Raw genomic sequence first — 26,168 nt, forward strand, 5'->3', positions numbered from 1 at the left:
GATTATACACCTATCAAAAACATTAGTCAAGAGTTTTGACTTCTTTTTATAAAAAAATTCACTGCTTCCAAAAGAAACAGTGAACAAGTTTAAAACAAATCATCAAAGAGACTGAGCTGGTTATCCTCTGGCATTTTGCCCAGAATGCCCATCTCATCCATTTTTTCGACCAGTGTACCTGACAATCCACCTCGTTTACGGAGCTCCGTCTTGGAGAGAAACTCTCCTTCAGCCCGTGCCGCCACAAGCTGCTTGGCTACGTTTTCTCCCAAACCATCCATGGCAACAAATGGCGGAATAAGAGTGTCGTCTTCAATTAAGAAGTCAGTCGCATGGGACTTGTAAAGGTCCAATTTACCAAACTTAAAGCCACGTTCCAGCATCTCATTGACCAACTCCAAAGTAGTGTAGAGGTCTTGCTCAACGTTTGAGGCTTCATTGTTCTTCTTCTTGAGAGCAATTTCTTCCATCTTGGCCTTGACTCGATCCAAGCCACCTGACATAGTCGCCAAATCAAAGGCCTTGGCACGAATAGAGAAATAAGCACAGTAATAGTAGATTGGGTGGTGAACCTTGAAGTAGGCTACCCGTAAAGCCATCATAACATAAGCTGCCGCATGGGCTTTAGGGAACATGTACTTGATTTTTCCACAGGATTCGATGTACCAGTCTGGCACCTTGTTATCCTTCATAGCTTGAATATAGCCATTTCGCTCTTCCTCAGAAATTTTGAGCCACATACCCTTCCGCACCCGTTCCATGATGTTAAAGGCCATCTTAGGTGGCAGGCCTGCATGCATGAGATAAACCATGATGTCATCCCGACAACCGATAACCGTAGATAGATCGGCAATTCCTGCCTTAATCAAGTCCTGGGCATTGCCCAACCATACGTCTGTACCGTGGGATAGACCAGACAGCTGCAAGAGTTCCGCAAAGGTGGTCGGTTTGGTTTCCTCCACCATCCCCCGTACAAAGTTAGTTCCAAATTCAGGAATACCCAGCATACCTGTCGGTGTACCAATCTGCTCTGGGGTAACGCCCAGAATTTCCGTACCAGAGAAGAGAGCCATCACTCCCTTGTCATCGGCAGGAATGGTCTGCGGATCAATACCTGACAAGTCCTGCAACTTGCGAACCATGGTTGGATCATCGTGTCCCAGAATATCGAGTTTCAAGACGTTTTCATCAATATCGTGGAAGTTAAAGTGGGTGGTCTGCCAGTTAGCCGTCACATCATCGGCAGGATACTGAACAGGGGTAAAGTCATAGACATCCATGTAGTCAGGAAATACGATAATTCCCCCTGGGTGCTGACCAGTCGTCCGTTTGACACCAGCCGCACCAGTAGCCAAACGTTCCACTTCCACATCACGGTAGAATTTACCATAATCCCGCTCATAGCCTCGGACAAAACCATAGGCCGTCTTGGCCGCCACCGTACCAACCGTTCCTGCACGGAAGGCATTTTCTTCACCGAAAATATCCCGAACATCCAAATGGGCAGACGGTTGGTCATCCCCTGAGAAGTTCAAGTCAATATCGGGAACCTTGTCTCCATCGAAACCAAGGAAGGTCTCGAAAGGAATGTCCTGTCCATCTTTTTTATACTTGGTCCCACACTTTTCACAATCCTTGTCTGGCAGGTCAAAACCTGAACCATAGGAACCATCTGTGATAAATTCACTGTGTTGACAATTTGGACAGACATAGTGAGGAGGCATAGGGTTTACTTCGGTAATCCCAATCATGGTTGCAACGAAACTGGAGCCGACAGACCCCCGTGAACCAACCAGGTAGCCCCGCTCATTGGAACGGTGCACCAACATCTGCGAAGCCAGGTAAATCACGGCGAAGCCATTACCCAGAATGGAGGTCAATTCCTTCTCAATCCGCAGGTCGATAATATCTGGAAGAGGATTGCCATAAATTTCAAAGGCTTTCTGATAGGTCAATTCCGCAACCGTTTCCTCGGCCTTCTCAATATAAGGCGTATAGAGGTCGGTCTTAACCACCTGAACATCTTCAAACCGGTCCAGCATAGCATTGGGATTGGTAATGACAATCTCACGGGCCAAACTTTCTCCCAAGAATGCAAACTCGTCCAACATCTCGCTGGTCGTTCTAAAGTGGGCTTTTGGCAGTGGTGCTGGCTGAGCGTTCTCACCATTTCCGATGGTCCAGTTAATCGGTGCCCCTTGACCTAGAGCACGAACAATGATTTCCCGGTAAATCTCTTCTTCTGGGTCAATGTAGTGGACATTTCCAGTCGCCAGAACAGGCAGACCTGCCCTACGTCCTACCTCAATCAACTGCTTGATGGTTTCTTCAATCTCTGCCATATCCTTAAACTGCTCCTTGGCAATCATGGGAGCATAGAGGGCAGGTGGCATAACTTCGATAAAATCATAATAGGCTGCCGTTTTAACCGCTTCATCTATCCCTTTGGAGAGCAAATCATCGAAGACCTCACCCTCTTGACAGGCTGTTCCCAATATTAAACCTTCACGATGGGCATTGAGAACGGTCCGTGGAATACGTGGAACTCCCTCAAAATACTTGGTATTGGAAAGAGAGACCAGTTTGAACATATTTTTCAAACCAACCTGATTAATCACATAGAGCGTGGCATGCTTGACACGAGCCTTCTTATAGGAATCCTCCGCAATCAGCTCCGTGTTTAGCTGGTTGAGATTGGTCAAATTGTGCTTCTCCAAGGCATCTTTTAGGAAGATGAAGAGCAGGCGCCCTGTCGCCTCCGCATCGTAGTTAGCCATGTGGTGGTGTTCAAGAGCAACACCAAACCGCTTGGTGAGAGGACCTAAACCATGACGCTTAAAGTCGGGGTAAAGGTTACGAGCAAATTCCAAGGTATCAATGACAGGCTGGCTAATAAGAGGTAAGCCTGCTCGTTCATAGTTGACATTCATAAAGCCAACGTCAAAGGTCGCGTTGTGGGCAACCATGACGGAATCTTGACAGAAATCTTGAAACTCACGCAGGACTTGTTCTAGAGGTTTAGAACCACGCACATGCTCGTCTGTGATTCCTGTCAGATCTGTTGTAAATTGACTGAGCGGATGACCTGGATCGATAAACTCATCAAATTCTGCAATGATATTGCCCTTGTGCATCTTAGACGCCGCAATCTGAATCAGGGCATTATTGACCGCAGAGAGACCGGTCGTTTCCACGTCAAAGACCACATAGGTGGCATCAGACAGGACTACATCTGCTTCGTTGTAAGCAATGGGCACAGAGTCCTCGACAATATTAGCCTCCATCCCGAAGAGGGGCTTAATCCCAGCTTTACGGGCAGCATGATAGCCATGGGGGAAGGACTGGACATTGCCGTGGTCGGTAATGGCCACCGCCTTGTGTCCCCAAGCCGCCGCACGCGCCACCAAGTCCTCAACGGCAGGCAGAGCATCCATAGTGGACATGTTGGTATGGGCATGAAACTCGACCCGCTTCTCACCCTCAGGCATGAGATCTTTGCGGATTTCCTTCTTGACCTCTTGGACTTCCTGCACGTTCATAGTCAAATCACGAGTGAAATTATTGGTTTCCACATTGCCTCGCACCCGCAGCCAGTTGCCCTTTTTGACCATATCAAACTTCTGAGCCTCTTCCTCATTCTTAGCCCACTTCTGCAAGGTGAAGGACGAAGTATAGTCGGTCATCTTAAAGTTGATAATGACCCGCCCCGTCTTGGTCGTCTTCTGCTCGACCTCAAAGACCAGTCCCTCAAAGACAATCCGATTTTCCTCGCTATCCACCTCAATCATAGGTGTAATCTCAGCCTTTTCGATATTGACCTTGGCAGGACGATTTTTCTTATATTCTGGGACAAATGGCTGAGCTGCCTCTGGTGGTGGCGCCATTTGAGCCAGTTGTTCAAGGGCCGCCAGGTTTTCTTCATTAGCCTGCTGGTAAATTTCTTCATTTTGCGCATGGAAAGCCGCAGCCTGCTGCTGCGTCATCTCTTGACAAACTTCAATATCCACCGCAAGATTAGCAAATCCAAATCGCTTGTATTGTTCCACAAGGTTTGGCAGGTGATTTTTCCGAAAATGAACGGTGTCAATGGTTTCAGGTCCCTTTATCCACAAAACACCATCTCTATAAGCCACCTCTAATGGCTGAAAAAGAGCCTTGAAGCCTGCACTCTGGCACAAATCTTCCGTAAAAGCTTCTGGATAATATGCTTCTACCAAACCAGCTTCAAAAGCCTCCGCATCGCTGACAATAGAAAATTGAATCTTATTTCCTACCTTTTCAAACTCCGTCGCCAAACGAGCCTTGAAGAGTTGATAGTCCATCAGTGGCAAGGGCTTTTCAAAGCGGAAGGTAAATTCCCAGAGTTTGCTGACCTTGTGCAAGACTACTTTCTCAATCGTTGCAGTCGAAAAAGCCCCTGATTGTCGTGCATCAAGAGGCATTCCGATTTGTTGAAGTAAGAGCTGAAACTTATCTGACATGACCATTTCCTTTGTAGTTCGTTAGAAACATTTTACCATAAATAGAGGAAAATTTCTTGGACTAGACGAGCTTTCCGACTATAGGAAGGCAGATAGATTAAGATAGCGATTGAAAGAACGAGCTGAAATATGATACAATCAGTTTAAAAATACAAGGAGATAATCATTATGTGGGAAACCATTTTCATTGAATACGGCATCTTCTTCCTCAAGATTGTGACCTTACTCATCGCAGTCCTACTTCTACTAGTCCTTTCCACAAAAATGAAGTCGAAACAGACGGACGGTCAAGTGACCATTACCGATTTATCTGAAAAACTATTGGACCAACAGGACCAATTTGAAAAAGAACTACTGGACAAAAAGGCTTACAAACAACTTCAGGAAGAACGAGAACAAGAAAATCTTGACCAAGAGACAGATAAACCGATCAAACGTTTATTTGTCTTAGACTTTGACGGAGATATCCAAGCCAAGGAAGTTGATAACCTCAGAGAAGAAATCACAGCCATCTTGACTTTGGCTAGTCAAGGAGATGAAGTTTTGGTTCGATTGGAAAGTCCCGGCGGATCGGTTTATGGATATGGTCTTGGAGCCTCCCAACTTCTTCGCCTAAAAGATAAGCAGATCCCCTTGACCATTTCAGTCGATAAGGTTGCGGCTAGTGGAGGCTACCTCATGGCCGCTGTCGCTGACAAAATCGTCGCAGCCCCCTTTGCTCTTGTTGGATCTATCGGTGTCGTTGCAGAAATCCCCAACATCCACCGCCTACTGAAAAAGCATGAGATTGATGTAGATGTCATGACCGCTGGTAAGTACAAACGAACTCTGACCTTTATGGGAGAAAATACTGCTGAAGGTAGAGATAAGTTCCAAGAAGAATTAAACGAAGTTCATCATCTATTCAAAGATTTCGTCCAAGAAAACCGTCCTATACTAGACATCGAACAGGTCAGCACAGGCGAAACCTGGTACGGAACTAGTGCCAAAAAGGTCCACCTAGTTGATGAAATCGCGACTAGTGATGATTTGATTTTGAATCAAATTCACGAGAGACAGGTACTTCTAGTCAAATTTGAAGAGAAGAAATCTCTCATCAACCGCATCGGTGTTCAAGTCGAAACCAGCCTGTCCAACCTCATACTAAAGCTAGTCAACAAATCTAGTTCGATTCGATAAAAAAGAGTTTGCAGAAACTGTACTATTCGTCCTAATCTTTCCACTCGAGACGAAACATTTTAAACTGCAAACTCTTTTTCGATTTATTAATTTTCCTGATTCAAAATTTGCAAGGTTTCAAGGAGTTGGTCCACATGAACTTCTACAGTATCACCTGTGCCCTTGATTTTCACTTCGACGATGCCATCAGCTGCTTTCTTACCAACCGTCACACGGATTGGCAAGCCAATCAAGTCACTGTCAGAGAACTTAACACCGACACGCTCATTACGGTCGTCAGTTAATACTTCGTAGCCTGCACCAACCAAACTTGCTTCGATAGACTGAGTCAAGGCCATCGCTTCTTCATCTTTGACATTGACTGGAATCAAATGCACATCAAACGGTGCCAATTCTTTAGGGAAGTTGATCCCCCAAGCGTAACGGTATTCGCCTTTTGGTGTCTTGTTGACAAAGAGGCGAGCGTGTTGCTCAAGAACTGCTGACAAGAGACGACTAACACCGATTCCGTAGCATCCCATGATAATCGGCATAGAACGACCATTCTCATCCAAGATGTTGGCATTCATGCTGTCTGAATAGCGGGTACCGAGCTTGAAGATGTGACCAATCTCGATACCACGGGCAAAGTTGAGAACCCCGTGTCCATCTGGAGACGGTTCGCCTTCCTTGACTTCACGAATGTCCACATACTCAGTCACTTGGAAATCACGACCCGCATTGGCACCTGTGTAGTGGAAGCCGTCCTCGTTGGCACCAACAACAGCATTTTTCACATCTTGCACCTTGCGGTCGGCGATAATCTTGATGTTTTCTGGTAAACAAACTGGGCCAAGTGAGCCAAAGCCTGCACCGAAGATTTTTTCAGCATCCGCTGGGCTAGCAGCATCAAAGAAATCTGCTCCAAGGTAGTTTTTCAACTTAACATCGTTCACTTGATCATTGCCGACAAGAAGGGCAACAACTGGCTCGCCGTCTGCCATAAAGAGCATGGTTTTGATGGTTTGCTCTTCAGCGACATTCAAGAAGGCTGCCACTTCGTCGATGGTTTTAGCATCTGGTGTAGCAACTTTAACCAAGTCTTCTTCAACCACAACTGCTGTACTTGGTTTGTATTCGCTAGTTGCCATTTCTAGGTTGGCAGCGTAACCTGATTCGCTAGAGTAGGCGATGGTATCTTCACCAGATACAGACCATGCCAAGAGCTCTGCCTTGATAGCTTCAAGAACATCCTCTGGTATTTCCTCAAAAGAAGCAACCGACTTGTCTAAGACAACCCAACGGTCGAGATCGGTACGGTCTGGGGTAATAGCCATAAACTCCTGGCTGTCCTTACCGCCCATGGCACCACCGTCACCGATAATAGCTTTGAACTCCAAGCCTGCACGAGTGAAAATAGCCTCATAAGCTGTCTTGTAGTCGTCATAGGTCTGGTCCAAGCTTTCATAGCTGGCGTGAAAGCTGTAACCGTCTTTCATGATGAACTCGCGACCACGGAGAAGACCGTTACGAGGGCGTTTTTCATCACGGTATTTTGGCTGGATTTGGTAGATGTTGAGTGGTAACTGCTTGTAAGACTGCACCGCATCACGCGCCAAAAGAGTCACCGTTTCTTCGTGAGTTGGTCCCAAGATAAAGTCAGAACCTTCGCGGTTTTTGAGCTTGTAAAGATCGTCGCCATATGTTTCGTAACGACCTGACTCACGCCAAATGTCCGCTGACAAGAGAGCTGGTGCCAAAAATTCAATAGCATCAATCTTATCAAACTCCTCACGCATGATATTTTTTGCTTTTTCAATCACACGGTTAGCCAAAGGCAAGTAGCTGTAAATACCAGCAGAAATCTGACGGACATAACCCGCACGTAACATCAAAGCGTGGCTAATCACCGACGCATCCGAAGGCATCTCCCGCAAAGTAGGGATAATCATTTTAGACTGTTTCATATTAAGATACGGAGGTCGTAAAAAACGACTGAAAATTAGGAAACTGGCGCAATGTGCTTGCACATCAGTCAGTTTATCTATTTTCCGAGTTTTTAGACCGAGTTCAATTACGGACCTCCTTTGTTCCTTTCATCTTTTGTTTATCAGGAATACACAGGTTTTAGCCCGTGTTCAATTCCTTTCGTAGTTTACTTGATTAGAAATCACAGAAGTCACTTTTCAAAACCCTCGCTGACGCTCGAGTTCAAATCTGAAAACTCTCTGTTCCTTTCTTTTTCGTATTTTTTCAGAATATCCTGCGTTTAGCACGCAGTCAATTCCTTTCATCTTTTGTTTATCAGGAATGCACAGGTTTCAGCCCGTGTTCAGTTCCTTTCGTATTTTTCAGAACATCCTGCATTTAACACGCAGTCAATTCCTTTCATCTTTTGTTTATCAGGAATGCACAGGTTTCAGCCCGTGTTCAATCCCTTTCGTAGTTTACTTGATTGGAAGACAAAGAATTAACTTTTCAAACCCCTCGCTGACGCTCGAGTTCAAATCTGAAAACTCTCTGTTCCTTTCTTTTTCCTAGTTTTCAGAACATCCTGCGCATCACACGCATTCAATTCCTTTTGGAGTTTTTATTTAGAAGAATACACGCATAATATCATTCCAGGTCACGACCAGCATGAGGACAACCATGATTGCAACGCCTGCCAGCGTGATATAGGATTCTGTTTCTGGTTTAAGTGGTTTTCTGCGAATACCTTCTAGAATGTTCATGACAATCTTCCCACCATCCAAGGCTGGAATAGGGATAAGATTGAAAATACCGATATTGATTGATAGCATAGCCATCAGGTTAAAGACTGAAACCCAACCATTTGCAGCAGCCTGATTGCTGACAGAATAAATGGCAACAGGTCCACCCAATTGCTTAACATCAAAATTGGCAATCAAGTTTTTCAAGGCAGTCACAACAATAACTGCTGTCGCACCCGCTTGCTGGAAGCCCCCAATAATCTTATCAACGAAACCAGTTTTCAAAATCGGTGAAATACCAATTCGATAAGCCCCATCTACTTGTTCGGCAGTAACGGAGACATGACGGGTTTTCCCATCATGCTCAACAACCAAATCAAAGCTTGGGGCTGTTGTTGCATCTGTCGCTGCTTTGCTAATAATCGTTGCAACTTCTGTGTAGCTGTCTGTCGTGTTCCCATTGACCGAAAGAATCTTGTCTCCTGTGACAACACCTACAGCCTGCAAAGCACCACCTTCAGTAATACTTACTGCATTGCTTAATGGGTTGGCAACCCCGCCTTGCATGAAGAACAAAAGAATAAATATTAGAATCCCTAAAATAAAGTTATTCATGGGACCAGCAAAGTTGGTTATCAACTTCCCCCAGACTGTCGCATTTTGATACTGAACATCAAGTGGAGCAATCCGAACTTCTGTTCCATCTTCCTCTACAATCGTGGCATCGTGATCAACCTTATAGGTCTTGCTTTCTTCCAAGACCAAGCCTGTGATTTCCAATTTTTCCTCGAAGTCAAAACTGGTTACATTCATTGGCAAACTGAGACTATCCAGTTGCTTACCAGATAAATTAATCCGCGTCACAACACCAGCTTCATTCAAGCTGAGGCTGGCAGGACTACCTGTCTTAATCTCTGTCTTATCTTCACCCCATCCAGCCATTCGAACATAGCCACCTAGGGGAAGGATACGGATGGTGTAAAGTGTCCCATCCTTACCTGTATGAGCAAAAATTTTGGGCCCCATCCCAATCGCAAATTCCCTCACAAGGATACCAGCTTTCTTGGCAAAGTAGAAATGACCAAATTCATGGACAACCACAATCACACCAAATATAAATATAAATGCTAAAATTCCCTTCATAGTACCTCCTTAAAATAATCCAAAGAAGTGCATGATTGGAAAGACAAAAATCATACCGTCAAAACGATCCAGGATACCACCGTGTCCTGGAATAATTTTTCCAGAATCCTTTACACCAAAATGGCGTTTAATAGCACTTTCTACTAAGTCCCCGAATTGTGAGAATATCGAGAAAATCACAACTAACAACAACATCATGCCAAATGAATAGCCCGCCAACAAGGACTTATCGACAATCAAGAAAATGATAGCAACTACCACCGCAGAAAGAATACCGCCTACAAAGCCTTCAACCGTTTTATTCGGTGAAACCTTCGGCAATAATTTTCTCCGACCAATCTGACGACCGATTAAGTAGGCACCAATGTCTGTTGCCCAGACTAAACAGAGGGCAAAGAAGACTTTATTGAGCCCATCCATACGAGCCAGTATCAAACTATGAAAGCCGATACCAACATAGAAACTTGATGCAATTGGAAAGACCACATCGGAATAGTTGTAATGACCGATATTAAAAACCGTCGAACCAAGCAGTAAAAATACTACAATGGCGTAGGCTGTGTAATTTCCATCCGTCGGTAAAAATGTCAGATAATTCTGGAGCGGAAGAGCCAAGACTAAACTGGCCAACATAGCTAAGACACCCTCGATAGAATTTGGTGCTAGGCGATGCATTTTAATCAATTCAGCCGTAGCAATGATGGCTAACAGGCCTACAAAAAATTGAAATGCCATCCCACCAGCCAACAAAAAGGGAATGAAAATAGCTAGAGCAACGCCACCAAATATCACTCGTTTCTGTAAATCGTTTGTCATACCTTCTCCTTATACACCGCCAAAACGTCTGTGGCGACGGTTGTATTCTTTAATCGCTAATTTAAGTGCTTCTCCATCAAAATCAGGCCAAGCAATATCTGTAAAGTACAGCTCGCTGTAAGCTGTTTGCCACGGCAGGAAGTTGCTAAGACGAAGTTCACCACTTGTACGGATAACTAGATCGGGATCGCGTAACGTTGGTGATAAGGTTCCTGTATAGAGGTAATCCGCTATTAATTTCTCATCAATATCTCCAGGATTGAACTTGGCATCCAAGACATCTTGCGCAATAGCCTTTACTGCGCGGGTCACCTCATCACGACCGCCATAGTTAAGAGCGAAATTGAGAATCAAACCAGTGTTACTCTTTGTCTTTTGTTCGGCTTTATAAAGCGCATTGAGAGTCGGGACAGGAAGTTTTGAATGGTCACCAATCATCTGAATTTTGACATTATTGGCATGGAGTTCAGGAACATACTTATCATAAAACTCCACAGGTAGATTCATGATAAACTTCACTTCTTTTTCCGGTCGAGACCAGTTTTCTGTAGAAAAGGCATAGACAGTTAACACCTTTACTCCCAAATCAGAAGCCGTCTTGGTAACCTTTTGCAGTGCATCCATACCAGCCTTATGCCCCATAATACGTGGCTGCATCCGCTTTTTCGCCCAACGGCCATTGCCATCCATAATCACAGCGATATGCTTAGGGACTTCAATTGCTGTTTCAATGCTTTCTTTCTTTTTAAAATTAAATTTAAACATGGTATTTTCCTTATTGTATAATCGTTTCATTATACCATATTTTTACCTAGGATAGCAAAAATCAGGCAGGGCTAAAACAAGAGAAAACCAAGGTTTCCCTCGGTTTTTCATCCTTATTCTTCAATTGCAGATTCTGGAGTTGCTTCTGTCGTTTCAACTGCCACTTCTTCAACAACTGCCGATGTAGTATCTGAACTTGCTACACGATTACGAATAGCACCACGTTCAAAGGTCAAGTAAACACCATCAACATCCAAAACTACTTTTTGGTCATCGATTTCATCGACAATACCAAACAAGCCACCGATAGTGACAATCTCATCGCCTTTTTTAATTTGGCTCAGAGCTTCTTGGCGTTGCTTTTGTTGTTTACGTTGCGAATAGAACATAAAACCAATCATGGCAACCATGACAAGCGGCAAAAATAAACCTTCCATTTGTTTACCTCTTTTATTGTTTGATAAGCATGATTATATCAAATTCTGGACAAGAAAGCAAAGTTCGACCAAACAGAAAAAGACCGAACTTTTGTTCAGTCTTCGCACACTATTTTGAGCTCCATACACTCTCAAGGATATTGGTCTGTTCACGACCAGGTCCTACTGAGAAGGTTGAGATACGAACGCCTACCAATTCGCTGATACGACGAACATAGTTGCGAGCCGCTTCTGGCAATTCATCCAGGCTACGTACACCTGTGATGTCTTCAGACCAACCTGGCATTTCTTCGTAGATTGGTTTGCAACGTTTGAGTTGCTCCAAACTTGCGGGGTAGTGGTCAATACGCTCACCATCCAAGTCATAAGCCACGCAGATTTTCAAGGTCTCAAGACCTGACAAAACGTCAATCGAGTTGAGGGACAAATTGGTAATACCTGACACACGGCGGCTATGGCGCATCACCACTGAGTCAAACCAACCGACACGGCGTGGACGGCCAGTTGTCGTACCGTATTCCTTACCGATTTCGCGGATACGGTCTCCGATTTCATCGTGCAATTCAGTTGGGAATGGTCCGTCACCAACACGGCTAGTGTAGGCCTTACATACACCAACAACCTTGTCAATCTTGCTTGGACCGACACCACTACCGATCGTCACACCACCAGCAACTGGGTTCGAAGAAGTAACGAATGGATAGGTACCTTGGTCAATATCCAACATAACCCCTTGCGCACCTTCAAACAAGACACGTTTGCCCTGGTCCAAAGCATCGTTCAAAATAACAGATGTGTCTGTTACATATTTCTTGATTTCCTGGCCATAAGCGTAGTATTCTTCAAAGATTTCGTCGAATTCGATTGGAGTTGACTCATACATTTTCTCAAACAAACGGTTTTTCTCAGCCAAGTTTGTTCTCAAACGCTCCGCAAAAATCTCCTTGTCCAAGAGGTCTGCGATACGGATACCAACACGCGCAGCCTTGTCCATGTAAGCTGGACCGATCCCCTTGTTGGTTGTACCAATCTTATTCTCACCTTTAGACTCTTCTTGCAACTGGTCCAATTTGATGTGGTAAGGCAAGATGACATGTGCGCGGTCTGAAATCCGCAAATTATCTGTTGTCACACCTGAATCGTGGAGATAGTTGATTTCCTTCACCAAAGATTTTGGATTGACAACCACACCATTACCGATTACAGAAATCTTTTCTGGAAAGAAAATTCCTGACGGAATCAAGTGCAATTTATACTTCGTGCCATCGATAACGATAGTGTGTCCAGCGTTATCACCACCTTGATAACGTGCGATTACTTCAGCATTAGCAGACAAGAAGTCTGTAATTTTACCCTTACCTTCGTCGCCCCACTGGGTTCCTACAACAACTACTGATGTCATATTCACTCTTTCTCTGAACTGGCTAACCAGCCCAGCCTTTCTTCTACTTCTGGCAGGAATCTCACCTGCAAGTTTCGTTTTACACACTATTCTATCAAAAAACGAACATTTTTTCAAGAAATTCCAATAATTTCATATATAACGAATGTTTTTATTTTTTTAAAGTATATTTCAAAAAAATCCGATTAAACACACGAGGTAGACATGTGTAAATATGCTTTTAACAGAGAAATCCGAAGTCTTTGTTTGCTTTCAGTGATTTTTAGTACATTTTTCACCAGAAACGTAGCAGAAATTTGTATTTGTTTTATAAACTAGATAAAATTGGTGTAAGACACTATCAGAAATTGGACGGATTGCTTATGTTACAGAAATTATCCCAAAACAGCCCCATCCTCCAAGCCACCTTTGGTTTGGAACGGGAATCCTTACGAATAAATAGCGACAACCGCGTTGCTCAAACACCACACCCTGAAGCGTTGGGCTCACGCAGTTTTCACCCCTATATCCAGACCGATTACAGCGAGCCACAACTAGAGCTGATTACCCCTGTGGCTCATTCGACCAAGGAAGCTCGTCGTTTCCTCGGAGCTATCACGGATGTAGCGGTGCGGTCTATGGAAAAAACGGAATACCTCTGGCCCCTGTCCATGCCACCTGTGATTTCAGCGGATGATATTCAGATTGCTCAACTGGAGAGCGACTTCGAGTACCAGTACCGTGTCGGTTTGGCAGAACGCTATGGTAAGTTGCTCCAGTCTATGTCAGGCATCCACTACAACTTCGAGCTCGGCAAGGACCTGACCCAGCAACTCTTTGAAGCGAGCGATTACGACGACCTCATCACCTTCAAAAACGCCCTCTATCTCAAGCTGGCTCAGAATTTCCTACGCTACCGCTGGTTCTTGACCTACCTCTACGGAGCAAGTAGTCTGGCTGAAAAAGGATTTTTGACAGAGGAAATTGGCTGCGTGCGGTCCATCCGCAACTCCAACTACGGCTATGTCAACTCCGATGATGTTCATATTTCCTTTTCTTCTCTCCAACAGTACGTGGCCGACATCGAACAAGCTGTCCAATCTGGTCAACTATCCGCTGAGAAGGAATTTTACTCTTCCGTCCGACTACGTGGAGCAAAGACTAGCCGTGACTACCTCAGCAAGGGGATTTCTTATTTAGAATTCCGGTCCTTCGACCTGAACCCCTATGACCCGCTTGCTATTAGTCAAGAAACCCTTGATACAGTCCACCTCTTTATCTTATCTCTTCTTTGGCTAGACCAACCGACAGATGTTGATAACACCTTAGCCAAAGCAGATAAACTTAACAATCTCATCGCCCTCAGTCACCCACACACACCTCTACCTAACGATGCCGATGCCACGCCAATCTTGACGGCCATGAAAGCCATAGTTCTACACTTTGGACTGGATGACTACTATGGCCAGCTCATTGCACATGTGGAGGCAGCACTTCAAGACCCTCGTCTGACCCTTTCCGGAAAAATAGCAGAGCAGGTTGAAGATGGGTCTCTAGAAAAGTTCGGTCAGCAGCAGGGACAAGTCTTCCATGACTATGCTTGGACAGCCCCATACGCCCTCAAGGGCTATGAAAACATGGAACTCTCCACCCAGATGATCCTCTTTGACGCCATTCAAATGGGCTTACATGTCGAGATCTTGGATGAAGAAGACCAGTTTCTCAAGCTCAGGCATGGTGACCATGTTGAGTACATCAAAAATGGCAACATGACCTCCAAAGATAACTACGTCATTCCTCTGGCCATGGCCAACAAGGTCGTAACCAAAAAGATTTTGGACCAGGCTGGTTTCCCAGTGCCTGCGGGAGCTGAATTTTCTAACAAGGAAGAGGCCCTGCGGTATTACGGACAGGTAGCCAGCTCTGCTATTGTTGTCAAACCAAAGTCCACCAACTTCGGCCTCGGCATCTCTATCTTCCAAGAGCCTGCCAGCCTTTCAGACTATGAAAAAGCCCTTGATATCGCCTTTTCGGAAGATAGCCATGTGCTCGTGGAGGAATTCGTGGCGGGAACCGAGTACCGTTTCTTCATCTTGGACGGCAAGTGCGAGGCTGTCCTGCTCCGCGTCGCAGCCAATGTCGTGGGTGACGGTAGCTCAACCATCCGTGAATTGGTGGACCAAAAAAACCAAGATCCACTGCGAGGGCGTGACCACCGTTCACCGCTGGAAATCATTAACTTGGGCGACATCGAGCTACTCATGTTAGAACAGCAGGGCTACACACCCGATACAGTTTTGCCAGAGGGCATTCAAGCCTTTCTACGTGGCAATTCCAATATCTCAACGGGTGGTGACTCCATCGATATGACCGACCAGATGGACGAGTCCTACAAGCAACTGGCTGCCGCTATGGCGACTGCTATGGGAGCTTGGGCCTGCGGTGTAGATCTGATTATCCCCGACCGCACCAAGCCAGCCAGCAAAGACGAGCCCAACTGTACCTGTATTGAGCTCAACTTCAACCCTGCCATGTACCTGCACACCTACACCTACGCAGGACCTGGTCAGAGCATTACGCCGAAGATTTTGAAAAAATTGTTTCCAGAGCTATAGTTTCCCATTTTCCTTACTTTGTTAGTGCTTACTTCAAAGGTTCGTGGAACTTTTGAAGGCCGGAGATAAGGCAAAGCACGTTCGCCTCAATAGCTGCAGGTTGCTGGGAGTGGGAAAGAACTCGACCAAGATAAAAAGAGTTCGTCAACAAGTCTTTATTTCTAGTTGTTGAGCTGAAACAGTCTATTCCCAGACATCAATTTATGTGAGCTGACTGCCGTCAGCTTATATCTCCCACTTTAAAAGGTCTCCCAGACCTTTTAAACTCCCAACTAATGTTAAATAAAATGAATATGGCACCAAGATAATCATTTATATCTGGGTGCTTTTTATGAACCAATTTCCAGCATCTCACTATATCGTTCGTTATTTATTTTGTTTTCTAATGTATTTTTACTATTTCATTTGAATTTTTAAAAATATCCGTATTATATCTAAAAAAAGTATTCCAAACAACTCATTTTTTGTTAAACTATATATAACAACTGCAGACGTTTTGATAACGTCCATATATAACAAAAAGGAGTTTTATATGAAAATTAGAAACCGTTCTCTCTTCTATACCGTAGGGTCTGTAGCGGTAACAGCCGGACTCTTGCTTAGTCTTGCCACTTCGCCCATACCATCTGTGCACGCTACTGAAGTGGCGATAGAGAATTATCCGTCGCTTGCAATAACCAAGTCGGAGGTCACGATACAAGGCTATCTTATTGCACCACTTAATAGTAGCGGAACCGCTTTTGACGCTACTAACAAAACAAATCTAGCCCTTGGTGCAAGCATGGATACTGCGGCCGCCGACACTATCCCTATTCAACTAAAAGAACCTCTTCGCAGCCAATTCAACCTCGTTGATCATCCCGAACTAGTCGGAAAATTGGTTCGCATCACAGGAACTAGCGATACATACATGAAGCGAGCTGGAATCAAACCAGCTACAGCGATTGAAATCGTAGATTCATCTTCTACTAATGTTCAGCCACCAACCAGTGAAAATACGACTACCGAGTCAAGCGACCTTGTTTCTACACCGATTGCTACTGTTCGCTCTAGTGCACAAGGAACAGAGTACACCGTTTCTGGTAAAATTATTAGCCTAGTAAACGGTTGGGGAGGAAATGGCTTTTACCTCCAAGATTCTGACGGTGCTGGTATCTATATCTACCCTGGGGCTGCCTTGGGCTATCAGCCTGGTGATACAGTCCAATTAACAGGAACATTGGGTGAGTATAAAGGCGAACTCCAACTAACCACAGTTAGCAACCACAAGGCTATCTCTGAGAATTTCAACACTCCTATTACAGAAACAAACATCGCTCAGTTAGCAACGCAAGCACAGGCAACACTAGTTTCTCTAAAAAACTTGACTGTCGGAGAGATTCAAAGCGATAGCTATCAAAATGCTACCTTTACCGTAACTGATTCCGAAGGACAAACTGTGGATGTGCGTTTAGATAGTCGAACAGGTATCAAAACGGCTGATCTTTTGAACCATATCAATAAGGGAGATAAGATTAATCTAACCGCTATTTTATCCACCTATAATGGAAAAATACAATTAAAACCATTTGACCTCTCTCATTTTGAAGTCGTTGAAAAGGCAACAACAGAAACAGCACCTGGCAAGACCGAAACTGTAACAGTCGGTCACATTCAAGGTGCAAGTCACCAATCACCTCTAACCAATCAATCTGTGATTCTTAAAAACGTCGTAGTAACCTACGTTACCTCTGCCAATAACTTCTATGTGCAAGATGTCACACCAGATGGAGACGTCAAAACATCTGACGGTATTAATATTTTTACTGACAAATTAAAAACAAATGTCAAGGTAGGAGATCTTGTCACTATCGCAGGACGTGTAGAAGAATACCTCGGAAAAGGTTATACAGAACGTGGGGAAACAGACTTAACCATCACACAAATTCGAGCTACTGAAGTAACTGTGGATGGGACTGCACCTGTACCATCTCCTATAGTCCTTGGTCTTGATCGGACCATCCCAGCAGATATTATTGACAACGACGGTTTGGCTCAATTTGATCCAGAACAAGATGCGCTCGATTTCTGGGAATCCGTTGAAGGCATGGTGGTTGCCGTGGATGATGCAAAAATCCTTGGTCCACTAAAAAACAAGGAAATCTATGTCACTCCTGCCACTAGTCAACTTCCTTTAAATAATGTTGGAGGCGTCAACCTTCGCCCTGAAGGGAATAATACCAATATCATTCCCCTACTTTTGAAAAATGGAAAACAGATCGTCAAATCAGGAGACTATTTCACCGGTCGTATCGCTGGACCAGTCACCTACTCTTACACCAATTATAAAGTCTATGTAGATGATAGCACCCTTCCAACCTTGCACGAAGGAGCTACAAAACCAGAAACAACAACCATTATCCCAAATGATGACAAGCTGACTATCGCTTCTTATAACATCGAAAACTTTTCTGCTGACAGTAAATCAACATCAGACGCTAAAGTCCAACGCATTGCCAAATCCTTTGTTTCAGACCTACATTCTCCAGATATTATCGGATTGATTGAAGTGCAGGACAACAACGGTGCTACAAATGACGGCACAACTGATGCTAGTAAGAGTGCTGAGCGCCTAATTGCAGCCATTCAAGCAGCCGGCGGACCAACATATACCTATGTGGATATTGCTCCTGAAAACAACAAAGACGGCGGACAGGAAGGAGGCAATATTCGCGTCGGCTTCCTCTACAACTCAAAACGTGTCAACCTATCTGACAAACCAATCGGTACCGCAACACAGGCAGTTGCATGGGAAAACGGCGAACTCAATCTCAGCCTGGGCCGAATCGACCCAACCAACCCTGCTTGGGCAGCTGTCCGCAAAACACTTGCAGCTGAATTCGTCTTCAACGGCGAGAAAGTCGTTGTCCTTGCCAACCATCTCAACTCAAAACGCGGTGACAATGGTCTCTACGGAAAAATCCAACCTGTCAGCTTCAAGTCCGAAGAAAAACGCCACATACTAGCACAAACTATCGCTGACTTTACAAAAGCAGGCTTAGCTCAAAATCCAAATGCTAATATCGTTATGCTAGGCGACTTCAATGACTATGAATTTACTAAAACCATAGAAATTTTAGAAACAGGAGGAATGGCTAACCTCGTTAGTCGTCATGATGCATCCGATCGCTTCTCTTACTTCTATAACGGAAACAATCAGTCTCTTGACAATATGCTAGTATCAACTAACTTGTTGGACCGCTATGCCTTTGATATGGTCCATGTCAATTCAGCCTTTATGGAAGAACATGGCAGAGCTTCTGACCACGATCCACTATTGGTACAACTGGACGTGACAAAGGCACAAGAACCAACTCAACCAGAACCAAGCGACAAGCAGACAGATGACTCAGGAACAGTCAATAATAGTGATGACAATGGTACGACCAACAATAACAAGCCAACAAATCTTTCAACTTCTAATCAAACAGCTGTAAATGCTGATAACCGTTCTGGCGCTACAGACAAGGGACAAACAACCGTGACCCCTACTGCCAACAACAGTCAAAAGAAAATCCTTCCAAAGACAGGAGGAGAAACAAGCTTTGTACTTATCACAATCGGTCTCGTAATCTTGAGCGCCTGCCTTGTCAAAAAACAAAAAGAATCCTAATCATTTTTTGAGCTTGAAAGCATGACTTTCAGGCTCATTTTTCTACTGCTCCACCTCCACTTGTGCTATAATTAAAGTTATGGATAAAATTATTAAAACACTATCAAAAAGCGGGCATTTTCGTGCCTTTGTGCTAGACAGCACAGAAACCGTGAAAACAGCCCAAGAAAAACACGATACTATGGCGTCGTCCACCGTTGCTCTGGGCCGCACTCTCATTGCCAATCAGATTTTGGCTGCCAATGAAAAAGGTGATACCAAGATCACCCTGAAAATATTGGCCAGCGGTGCTGTTGGGGCTATCATCTCCGTTGCCAATACCAAAGGTCAGGTCAAGGGCTACATTCAAAATCCTGACTTAGACTACAAACGGACAGCGACTGGCGAAGTTATCGTTGGACCACTTGTAGGCAATGGTCAATTCCTGGTCATCACAGACTACGGAACAGGGCATCCTTACAATTCCATGACCCCCTTAATCTCTGGTGAAATCGGTGAAGACTTTGCCTACTTCCTAACGGACAGCCAGCAGACCCCATCTGCGGTGGGGCTCAATGTCTTGTTGGATGAAGAAGATAAGGTCAAGGTAGCTGGTGGCTTCTTACTCCAAGTTTTACCTGGAGCGACCGAGGCTGAAATTGCTCGCTTTGAAAAACGTATCCAAGAAATGTCTGCCATTTCAAGCCTGCTGGCTTCTGATAACCACATAGAAGCTCTGCTATCCGCCATTTATGGCGACGACGACTTCAAACGCCTGTCAGAAGAAGAAATCGGTTTTGTCTGCGACTGCTCTAAAGACCGCTTCCTTGATGCTCTGGCCAGCTTGCCAAAAGCGGACCTGCAAGAGATGAAAGAAGAAGACAAGGGCGTGGACATCACCTGTCAATTCTGCCAGACCCATTACCACTTTGACGAAAACGATTTGGAGGAACTCATCAATGGCTAATCTCAATACCCCTTTTATGATTGGTGATGTGGAAATTCCCAATCGCTGCGTGCTGGCCCCAATGGCTGGCGTGACCAACTCGGCCTTCCGCACCATTGCCAAAGAAATGGGCGCGGGCCTGGTCGTGATGGAAATGATTTCTGAAAAAGGCCTTCTCTACAACAACGAGAAGACCCTCCATATGCTCCATATCGACGACAACGAATACCCTATGTCTATCCAGCTTTTCGGCGGCGATGCCGAAGGACTAAAACGGGCTGCCGACTTCATCCAAACCAACACCAAGGCTAATATCGTGGATATTAACATGGGCTGCCCTGTCAACAAGGTCGTTAAAAACGAAGCTGGTGCCAAGTGGCTCAAGGACCCCGACAAGATTTACCACATCATCAAGGAAGTGACTTCGGTCCTCGATATTCCCTTGACTGTTAAAATGCGGACGGGTTGGAACAATACCGACCTAGCGGTCGAAAATGCCCTGGCCGCAGAAAGCGCCGGTGTGGCTGCCCTGGCCATGCACGGACGGACCCGCGAGCAGATGTACACAGGAACCGTTGACCTGGAAACCCTCACCAAGGTAGCTGGCAGCCTGACCAAGATTCCCTTCATCGCAAACGGCGACATCCGCACTGTAGAAGATGCCCGCCAGCGAATCGAGGAAGTTGGTGCTGATGCTGTCATGGTCGGACGGACTGCTATGGGAAATCCTTACATCTTCAACCAAATCAACCACTACCTTGAAACAGGAGAAGTCCTGCCCGACCTCTCCTTTGACGACAAACTCAATGTCGCCTTTGACCACCTGACCCGATTGACCAACCTCAAGGGAGAGTCAGTTGCCGTCCGCGAATTCCGTGGCCTTGCTCCCCACTATCTCCGTGGTTCAGCAGGTGCTGCCAAGATCCGTGGAGCCGTTGCCCGAGCAGAGACTATCGAGCAGGTCCAAGAACTCTTTGACCAAGCACGAGAAGCCTATCAGGAACGGATTGCTAAATAAGATAAACTGGCAGGTTAAAACTCGCTAACAATGAAACAGAAAAACGCATAAAACCAAGATGATAACTTGATTTTATGCGTTTTTTCTATACTGTTTTACATGACTTCCTTTCCAAAAAAAGCAAGAAAGGCTGGAGCAATGTAATCCTGATATTGTTGAGGATGTTCACGAATGAGGGTTGCTGAAATGCCAAATTTTCTAGGACTGAAATGTGCTTGATAACCTCGCCTATGCAGTTCCTGAGCGTATTCTTCCTCGGATACATAGAAGACTGGCACTTGATGTTCAGACAGGTCCAACAGCCCAAGCAAGCGTTCTAGCCAAAGGTCCCAACCATCTGGATAGGCTGGCAAGTCCGTTTCATCCAGGGCACGAACTTCGACAAAATCATCACCCTCAAACTGGGATTGAATAGCTCTAAAGCGAGTCAATAAATCCAAGCCAATCAAGTCGCCACGATCCCTATCATAGCCTGAAACCACCACACAAACCTGACCACAGGCCAACTTTGCTCGCTCGATCAAATCCAAATGTCCCTTGTGCATAGGGGCAAAAGTTCCGAAAACAACAGCTATGGTTTGATTCATAGATTTCCTTTCTACTTGCTAAAGAGGCGAGCAAGCTCACCTCTCCAACTATTTCATCCTTTTTTCAAAACGGAAGAATAATTCTGCATCTGGAAAGGATAGCAACAACAAGCACTCCTTATCCCTTTACCACATCAAACTTGAGCTCTTCACCCTTGACCCCAACCTTCAAGGTCGAACCAGTAGTCAAGTCACCACGGAGCAACATCTCTGCCAATGGATCTTCCAACTTGGTCTGCAAGAGTCTACGAAGAGGACGAGCCCCCATTTCTGGGTCGTAACCTTGTTTAGCCAATAACTTAAGGGCTGACGGTTGCAGTTTAAGAGTAATTCCTTTCTCAGCTGTTACAGCCAACAAAGGTTTAATCATGACCTTGACAACATCCTGCATATGAGTTTCCGTTAGGCTATGGAAGACAACTTTCTCGTCAATACGGTTGATAAATTCTGGACGATAGGCTTTTTTCAATTCCTCAAAAATGCGTTTCTCCACTTCCTTGTGGTCCTTAGATAAATCAAGGGCACCAAAACCAACTGTCTTATCATCACGAAGGGCTGTTGCTCCAAGGTTTGACGTCATGATAATGATAGTATTGGAGAAATCAACCTTGCGCCCTTTACTGTCCGTCAGAACACCATCATCCAAGACCTGCAAGAGAACATTGAAAATATCTGGATGAGCCTTTTCAACCTCATCAAAAAGAAGAACAGAATAAGGTTTGTTACGAACTTTTTCTGTCAATTCGCCACCTTCTTCATAGCCCACGTAGCCTGGAGGCGCTCCATTGAGACGGCTGGCCGCAAATTTCTCCATATACTCAGACATATCAAAACGGATAAGAGCAGATTCATCATCAAAGAGAACCTCTGCCAAGGCTTTAGCAAGCTCTGTCTTACCGACACCAGTTGGTCCCAAGAACATAAAGGAACCAATCGGTCTGCGACCTGTACGAATCCCTGACTGATTACGGCGAATAGCTCTGCTAACTGCAGAAATAGCTTCTTCCTGCCCAATCACACGCTTGTGCAATTCTGCTTCCAGATTCAGATACTTCTTAGTATCTGATTGGCTAAGCTTGGCTACTGGGATACCTGACAAGCGGCTAAGTGTTTCTAAAACATCTTCTTCTGTTACTTCAAGGTCATAGTTTTGACTAGCCTCGGCATCTTCTTTCGTTTTAATCAACAGCTTGCTGACAGTCTTATATTTTTTATCCATCAAGGCCTTGTCTATGCTCGTCAGTCCTGTTTCCTCAGCCTGCCCTTTCACTCGATTTTGTACCGTTGCACTGGCTTCATCCAGCAAATCAATGGCTGAATCTGGCAGGTTTTTACTGGTCAAATACCGCTTAGCGTAGGTCACAGCAGTCTCTACAGCTGCTTGTCCAATACGGACCCTGTGGTATTTTTCAAAAGTACCTTTTAAACCAGTCAAAATGGCAATGCTATCTTCCACTGTCGGCTCTTCAATGGTGACTTTGGCAAAACGACGAACCAGGGCTGCGTCTTTCTCAATATGCTTTTGGTACTCTGTCTGAGTCGTCGCTCCGACCGTACGGAGGGTGCCACGAGCAAGAGCTGGTTTGAGGATATTGGCCGCATCCAAGGTCGAATCAATCCCCGAGCCAGAACCCATAATGGTATGCAACTCATCGATGAAAAGGATGACCTGACCATCTTCCTCGATGTCGTTGATGATATTATTCATCCGCTCTTCGAAATCACCACGGAAACGAGTTCCAGCGATAACGTTCATCAAGTCAAGTTCCAAAACCCGCATCTTAGCCAAGCTGACAGGGACATCACCTGCAGCAACACGTTGAGCAAGACCCAAAGCAAGCGCAGTTTTTCCGACACCAGCATCACCAACTAGAACTGGATTATTCTTAGTTTTACGTGATAGAATTTGAATCATCCGTGCAATCTCAGCGTCTCGACCGATGACAGGTTCAATCTTCCCTTCACGCGCCAAAGCTGTCAAATCACGAGTGTAGTCTTCTAATCCACCACTTTGAGGTGCTGGGGGCATTCCCATCATCTGTCCCATATTGGCAGGTTTGGCTTTGCCACCCTTCATCACACTGCGGATAGCTTTAAGGTCCTCTTTGGTAAATCCCGCACGTGCCTCCAAGTTTTTACGCAAATCCAAGAAACGAAACTTATCATCTGAGTCTTCAAAACAAAAACCTACCTTGTCCAAAATCTGACTAGCTGTTGACCGCTTGTCCAACAACATAGCCATAAACAAATGTTCCGTTCCCAACTCCTTAGCCTTGACGACTTCTGCAATTTTCTTGGCAAAACTAGCTGTTTCATCCAAACGTTTAGAAGATGGTAAAATACGAAAACTATCCAACTCTTCACGATAGACCTTGTCGGTCACAACAAAAGTTGCATGTTCATAGTCAGAAATTGAAATAGGATATTCTGCCAAAACAGCGCCAGCGACTGTATCATGGTTGATAACGAAAGACAAGAGAACATGCCAGGTTTCCAAGTAATCACAGGCATAACGTTGGGCCACTAACTGGGCATCTTCAAAAACCCGCTGTAAACCAGTTGAAATTTTCATGAATTATTCCTCTTTCCTATCTAAACGTCGTAGTATTTGACGCATCATGCGTGCTCGAATGGTACTTGCATCTTTTCCTAATATTTCATCAGATCCTGTGGACAAAAAGAGATTGCCTTCTCGTTCTGTCATCAATCCTTCATCAAAAAGGAGCTGTAAAATATCCGCATAAACCGTCGCAGACAACTGCTCACCCATATTGTTTAACAAATCATGGACCAGTTCGTGCTTATCCGAAAAGGTAATCCGCCCAATTCGGATATAACCACCACCACCACGCTTACTCTCAACAATATAGCCACGGCTGGCTGTAAAACGAGTTTTAATGACGTAGTTAATCTGACTTGGCACCACTTCAAACCGACTAGCCAATTCACTTCGACGCAACTCAGCTACACTGACTTGGTCCAAGATGGCTTTGATGTGCTCTTCTATATAATCCGATGTATTCTTCATCGCCATAGTATCGCCTCTTTCTTTGACTATCTTTGACCATTATACCTTAAAATGACGAATTTTGAAAGCAAAAGCCTAGCAACTAGCGTAGCAGAATTTTGAAATCTGCTCTGCTTTATCCTATAATAAAAGAAAAAACAGAAAGGACTAGGGCTTCCGTATTTAGTTGAACTGAATACGGGCTACGGACTAGGGCAAAAAGATAAACGAGAACTAGTCGTCGTTCTGTTTCCTATTTTTTCTGTGTCCACTTAAGGCCCTTTATATCTTATACCATGAACTTTCAAGATTACATTCAAGACTTTACAAGTGTGACTGTGGAGCAGGCACAGAACCTTCTAGCCACCAAAGAGAGGGCTGTTCTCTTCATCGGACGAGCAACCTGTCCTTACTGCAACCGCTTCGCACCAAAACTCCACAAGGTAGCCCAAGACAAGCAAGTGACCGTCCACTTCCTCGACTCCAGCCAAATCAGTCCAGAACTCCAGGCCCTCCGCGACCACTACCAAGTCCCAACTGTTCCAGGCCTCCTGGTCGCTAAATCTACTGGTGTCCAAGTCCGCTGCGATTCCAGCATGACCGAAGAAGAAATTGCGGCTTTTATTCAAGACTAATGCTAGACATTTCCTACCAAGCCAACACCTTCCACATCTCTCATCACGGAAGACCAATCGGCAGCATCCATACCTACAGCAACCCCTACCACCAGACCAATATCTATCTGCGACTGGATTTGGCCGATTACGATTGCACCATAGCAGAGCAGCTCTTCCAGTCCCTACAGACTTCCTTAGGCGGAAAAACTCTTCAAGTTATGCTCTCCTCTGCAGAGCAGGAAAAAATTCACTTTCTCACCGCAGCTGGCTTTGTCTGCAAACGAAAGTGTTATGAGTTTGAAGTGACCAAACAAGACTACCTTAGTCAAACAGTCACTTCCAACTTAGGCATAGTCCGCAAAGGCACCGCACCTTATCAAATAGCCTGTCAGCAAATTTTTGACCACTATCAAACAGTCCACCAAGACATCAATCCATGGACTGCCAGTCAAGAAGAATTCGAGAAGGACTTACCTGATCTGGTTTATACAGACTCAGAAAATTGTGCCTTCATAGATACCGATGAAATTGCCTACGTATGCGGAAAAGATGAACAAACTTTTGATTTCTTCATCCAAACAGTTATTTGCCAACTATTTGAACAGTATGAGCAAATTAGCTTTGAGGCCGATGATTGCGATCCTATCGCCATGTGTTTGGCTGACCAATTCCAACAACCAAACAAGCCTAGCTGGGATACTTATATCTTAAAAAGCTAGCAAAAAGCACCGACCACAAGGCCGGTGCTTTTTAAGGAGATTATGAAAAATATTTAGGATTGATACTAGTATAACTCACTCAACCTGTTCAGGCATCAGACCTAAGACCGATTTTACCAAAAAAGAACTCCCATTC

17 protein-coding genes are annotated in these 26,168 nt (G+C 44.8%); 7 read left to right on the forward strand and 10 right to left on the reverse strand.

The window, feature by feature from the left end:
* Positions 1–89 precede the first annotated feature (89 nt).
* The gene (locus tag K6969_RS10955; RefSeq protein ID WP_029173114.1) at positions 90–4,481 is read right to left on the reverse strand and encodes a PolC-type DNA polymerase III; all 4,392 of its coding nucleotides are present in this window, start codon (positions 4,479–4,481) and stop codon (positions 90–92) included.
* A 168-nt stretch (positions 4,482–4,649) separates the two neighbouring features.
* Here K6969_RS10955 and sohB point away from each other — a divergent pair, with 168 nt between their 5' ends.
* Positions 4,650–5,660 (forward strand): protease SohB, encoded by a 1,011-nt coding sequence (gene sohB / locus K6969_RS10960; protein WP_029173113.1) that lies wholly within the window; start codon positions 4,650–4,652, stop codon positions 5,658–5,660.
* Positions 5,661–5,746: 86 nt separating this feature from the next.
* Here the strand turns inward: sohB and K6969_RS10965 are convergent, their stop codons facing one another.
* From K6969_RS10965 to K6969_RS10990, 6 genes are all read right to left on the reverse strand, one after another.
* Positions 5,747–7,606: a proline--tRNA ligase gene (locus tag K6969_RS10965; protein ID WP_029173112.1), complete on the reverse strand. Its 1,860-nt coding sequence runs from the start codon at positions 7,604–7,606 to the stop codon at positions 5,747–5,749.
* 627 nt (positions 7,607–8,233) lie between these two features.
* Positions 8,234–9,493 carry an RIP metalloprotease RseP gene (gene rseP, locus K6969_RS10970; RefSeq protein WP_029173111.1) on the reverse strand — a complete coding sequence of 420 codons (1,260 nt, stop codon included), beginning with the start codon at positions 9,491–9,493 and terminating at the stop codon, positions 8,234–8,236.
* A 9-nt stretch (positions 9,494–9,502) separates the two neighbouring features.
* A complete protein-coding gene (locus K6969_RS10975) occupies positions 9,503–10,309 on the reverse strand; it encodes a phosphatidate cytidylyltransferase (RefSeq protein ID WP_029173110.1) in 807 nt (268 codons plus the stop codon).
* A gap of 9 nt (positions 10,310–10,318) precedes the next feature.
* The gene (locus tag K6969_RS10980) at positions 10,319–11,074 is read right to left on the reverse strand and encodes an isoprenyl transferase (protein WP_013730586.1); all 756 of its coding nucleotides are present in this window, start codon (positions 11,072–11,074) and stop codon (positions 10,319–10,321) included.
* Between the two features lie 113 nt (positions 11,075–11,187).
* Positions 11,188–11,511, reverse strand: coding sequence for a preprotein translocase subunit YajC (yajC, locus tag K6969_RS10985; protein WP_024377336.1), 324 nt, complete (start codon positions 11,509–11,511; stop codon positions 11,188–11,190).
* 109 nt (positions 11,512–11,620) lie between these two features.
* Positions 11,621–12,913 (reverse strand): adenylosuccinate synthase, encoded by a 1,293-nt coding sequence (locus tag K6969_RS10990; protein WP_024377335.1) that lies wholly within the window; start codon positions 12,911–12,913, stop codon positions 11,621–11,623.
* 362 nt (positions 12,914–13,275) lie between these two features.
* Between K6969_RS10990 and gshAB the strand changes: the two genes are divergently transcribed.
* From gshAB to dusB, 4 genes are all read left to right on the forward strand, one after another.
* Positions 13,276–15,507: a bifunctional glutamate--cysteine ligase GshA/glutathione synthetase GshB gene (gshAB, locus tag K6969_RS10995; protein WP_171942660.1), complete on the forward strand. Its 2,232-nt coding sequence runs from the start codon at positions 13,276–13,278 to the stop codon at positions 15,505–15,507.
* Positions 15,508–16,039: 532 nt separating this feature from the next.
* Entirely contained in the window at positions 16,040–19,159 is a 3,120-nt protein-coding gene (locus K6969_RS11000) for a DUF6359 domain-containing protein (RefSeq protein WP_029173242.1), read from the forward strand.
* Positions 19,160–19,238: 79 nt separating this feature from the next.
* A complete protein-coding gene (gene hslO / locus K6969_RS11005; RefSeq protein WP_029173243.1) occupies positions 19,239–20,105 on the forward strand; it encodes an Hsp33 family molecular chaperone HslO in 867 nt (288 codons plus the stop codon).
* Positions 20,098–21,102: a tRNA dihydrouridine synthase DusB gene (gene dusB, locus K6969_RS11010; protein WP_029173244.1), complete on the forward strand. Its 1,005-nt coding sequence runs from the start codon at positions 20,098–20,100 to the stop codon at positions 21,100–21,102. The genes hslO and dusB overlap by 8 nt, the downstream gene beginning before the upstream one ends.
* 95 nt (positions 21,103–21,197) lie before the next feature.
* Here the strand turns inward: dusB and K6969_RS11015 are convergent, their stop codons facing one another.
* The 3 genes from K6969_RS11015 to K6969_RS11025 form a co-directional block, all read right to left on the reverse strand.
* Positions 21,198–21,689, reverse strand: coding sequence for an adenylyltransferase/cytidyltransferase family protein (locus tag K6969_RS11015; protein WP_029173245.1), 492 nt, complete (start codon positions 21,687–21,689; stop codon positions 21,198–21,200).
* A gap of 118 nt (positions 21,690–21,807) precedes the next feature.
* Positions 21,808–24,261: an ATP-dependent Clp protease ATP-binding subunit gene (locus K6969_RS11020; protein ID WP_044771056.1), complete on the reverse strand. Its 2,454-nt coding sequence runs from the start codon at positions 24,259–24,261 to the stop codon at positions 21,808–21,810.
* A 3-nt stretch (positions 24,262–24,264) separates the two neighbouring features.
* A complete protein-coding gene (locus tag K6969_RS11025) occupies positions 24,265–24,723 on the reverse strand; it encodes a CtsR family transcriptional regulator (RefSeq protein WP_002937810.1) in 459 nt (152 codons plus the stop codon).
* Positions 24,724–24,992: 269 nt separating this feature from the next.
* On the opposite strand from K6969_RS11025, the gene K6969_RS11030 reads away from it, so the two are divergent.
* On the forward strand, positions 24,993–25,331 hold the full coding sequence (locus K6969_RS11030; RefSeq protein WP_029178603.1) for a thioredoxin domain-containing protein: 339 nt from the start codon (positions 24,993–24,995) through the stop codon (positions 25,329–25,331).
* The gene (locus K6969_RS11035) at positions 25,331–26,032 is read left to right on the forward strand and encodes a GNAT family acetyltransferase (RefSeq protein WP_171943139.1); all 702 of its coding nucleotides are present in this window, start codon (positions 25,331–25,333) and stop codon (positions 26,030–26,032) included. The genes K6969_RS11030 and K6969_RS11035 overlap by 1 nt, the downstream gene beginning before the upstream one ends.
* Positions 26,033–26,168: the final 136 nt, after the last annotated feature.

The sequence above is a fragment of the Streptococcus suis genome, from assembly GCF_019856455.1.
GTDB lineage: Bacteria > Bacillota > Bacilli > Lactobacillales > Streptococcaceae > Streptococcus > Streptococcus suis_AE.

What these genes read in the sequence shown, in the direction of transcription:
- K6969_RS10955 (WP_029173114.1), bottom strand. Translation starts at nt 4,481, where the DNA reads ATGTCAGATAAGTTTCAGCTCTTACTTCAACAAATCGGAATGCCTCTT.
- sohB (WP_029173113.1), top strand. Translation starts at nt 4,650, where the DNA reads ATGTGGGAAACCATTTTCATTGAATACGGCATCTTCTTCCTCAAGATT.
- K6969_RS10965 (WP_029173112.1), bottom strand. Translation starts at nt 7,606, where the DNA reads ATGAAACAGTCTAAAATGATTATCCCTACTTTGCGGGAGATGCCTTCG.
- rseP (WP_029173111.1), bottom strand. Translation starts at nt 9,493, where the DNA reads ATGAAGGGAATTTTAGCATTTATATTTATATTTGGTGTGATTGTGGTT.
- K6969_RS10975 (WP_029173110.1), bottom strand. Translation starts at nt 10,309, where the DNA reads ATGACAAACGATTTACAGAAACGAGTGATATTTGGTGGCGTTGCTCTA.
- K6969_RS10980 (WP_013730586.1), bottom strand. Translation starts at nt 11,074, where the DNA reads ATGTTTAAATTTAATTTTAAAAAGAAAGAAAGCATTGAAACAGCAATT.
- yajC (WP_024377336.1), bottom strand. Translation starts at nt 11,511, where the DNA reads ATGGAAGGTTTATTTTTGCCGCTTGTCATGGTTGCCATGATTGGTTTT.
- K6969_RS10990 (WP_024377335.1), bottom strand. Translation starts at nt 12,913, where the DNA reads ATGACATCAGTAGTTGTTGTAGGAACCCAGTGGGGCGACGAAGGTAAG.
- gshAB (WP_171942660.1), top strand. Translation starts at nt 13,276, where the DNA reads ATGTTACAGAAATTATCCCAAAACAGCCCCATCCTCCAAGCCACCTTT.
- K6969_RS11000 (WP_029173242.1), top strand. Translation starts at nt 16,040, where the DNA reads ATGAAAATTAGAAACCGTTCTCTCTTCTATACCGTAGGGTCTGTAGCG.
- hslO (WP_029173243.1), top strand. Translation starts at nt 19,239, where the DNA reads ATGGATAAAATTATTAAAACACTATCAAAAAGCGGGCATTTTCGTGCC.
- dusB (WP_029173244.1), top strand. Translation starts at nt 20,098, where the DNA reads ATGGCTAATCTCAATACCCCTTTTATGATTGGTGATGTGGAAATTCCC.
- K6969_RS11015 (WP_029173245.1), bottom strand. Translation starts at nt 21,689, where the DNA reads ATGAATCAAACCATAGCTGTTGTTTTCGGAACTTTTGCCCCTATGCAC.
- K6969_RS11020 (WP_044771056.1), bottom strand. Translation starts at nt 24,261, where the DNA reads ATGAAAATTTCAACTGGTTTACAGCGGGTTTTTGAAGATGCCCAGTTA.
- K6969_RS11025 (WP_002937810.1), bottom strand. Translation starts at nt 24,723, where the DNA reads ATGGCGATGAAGAATACATCGGATTATATAGAAGAGCACATCAAAGCC.
- K6969_RS11030 (WP_029178603.1), top strand. Translation starts at nt 24,993, where the DNA reads ATGAACTTTCAAGATTACATTCAAGACTTTACAAGTGTGACTGTGGAG.
- K6969_RS11035 (WP_171943139.1), top strand. Translation starts at nt 25,331, where the DNA reads ATGCTAGACATTTCCTACCAAGCCAACACCTTCCACATCTCTCATCAC.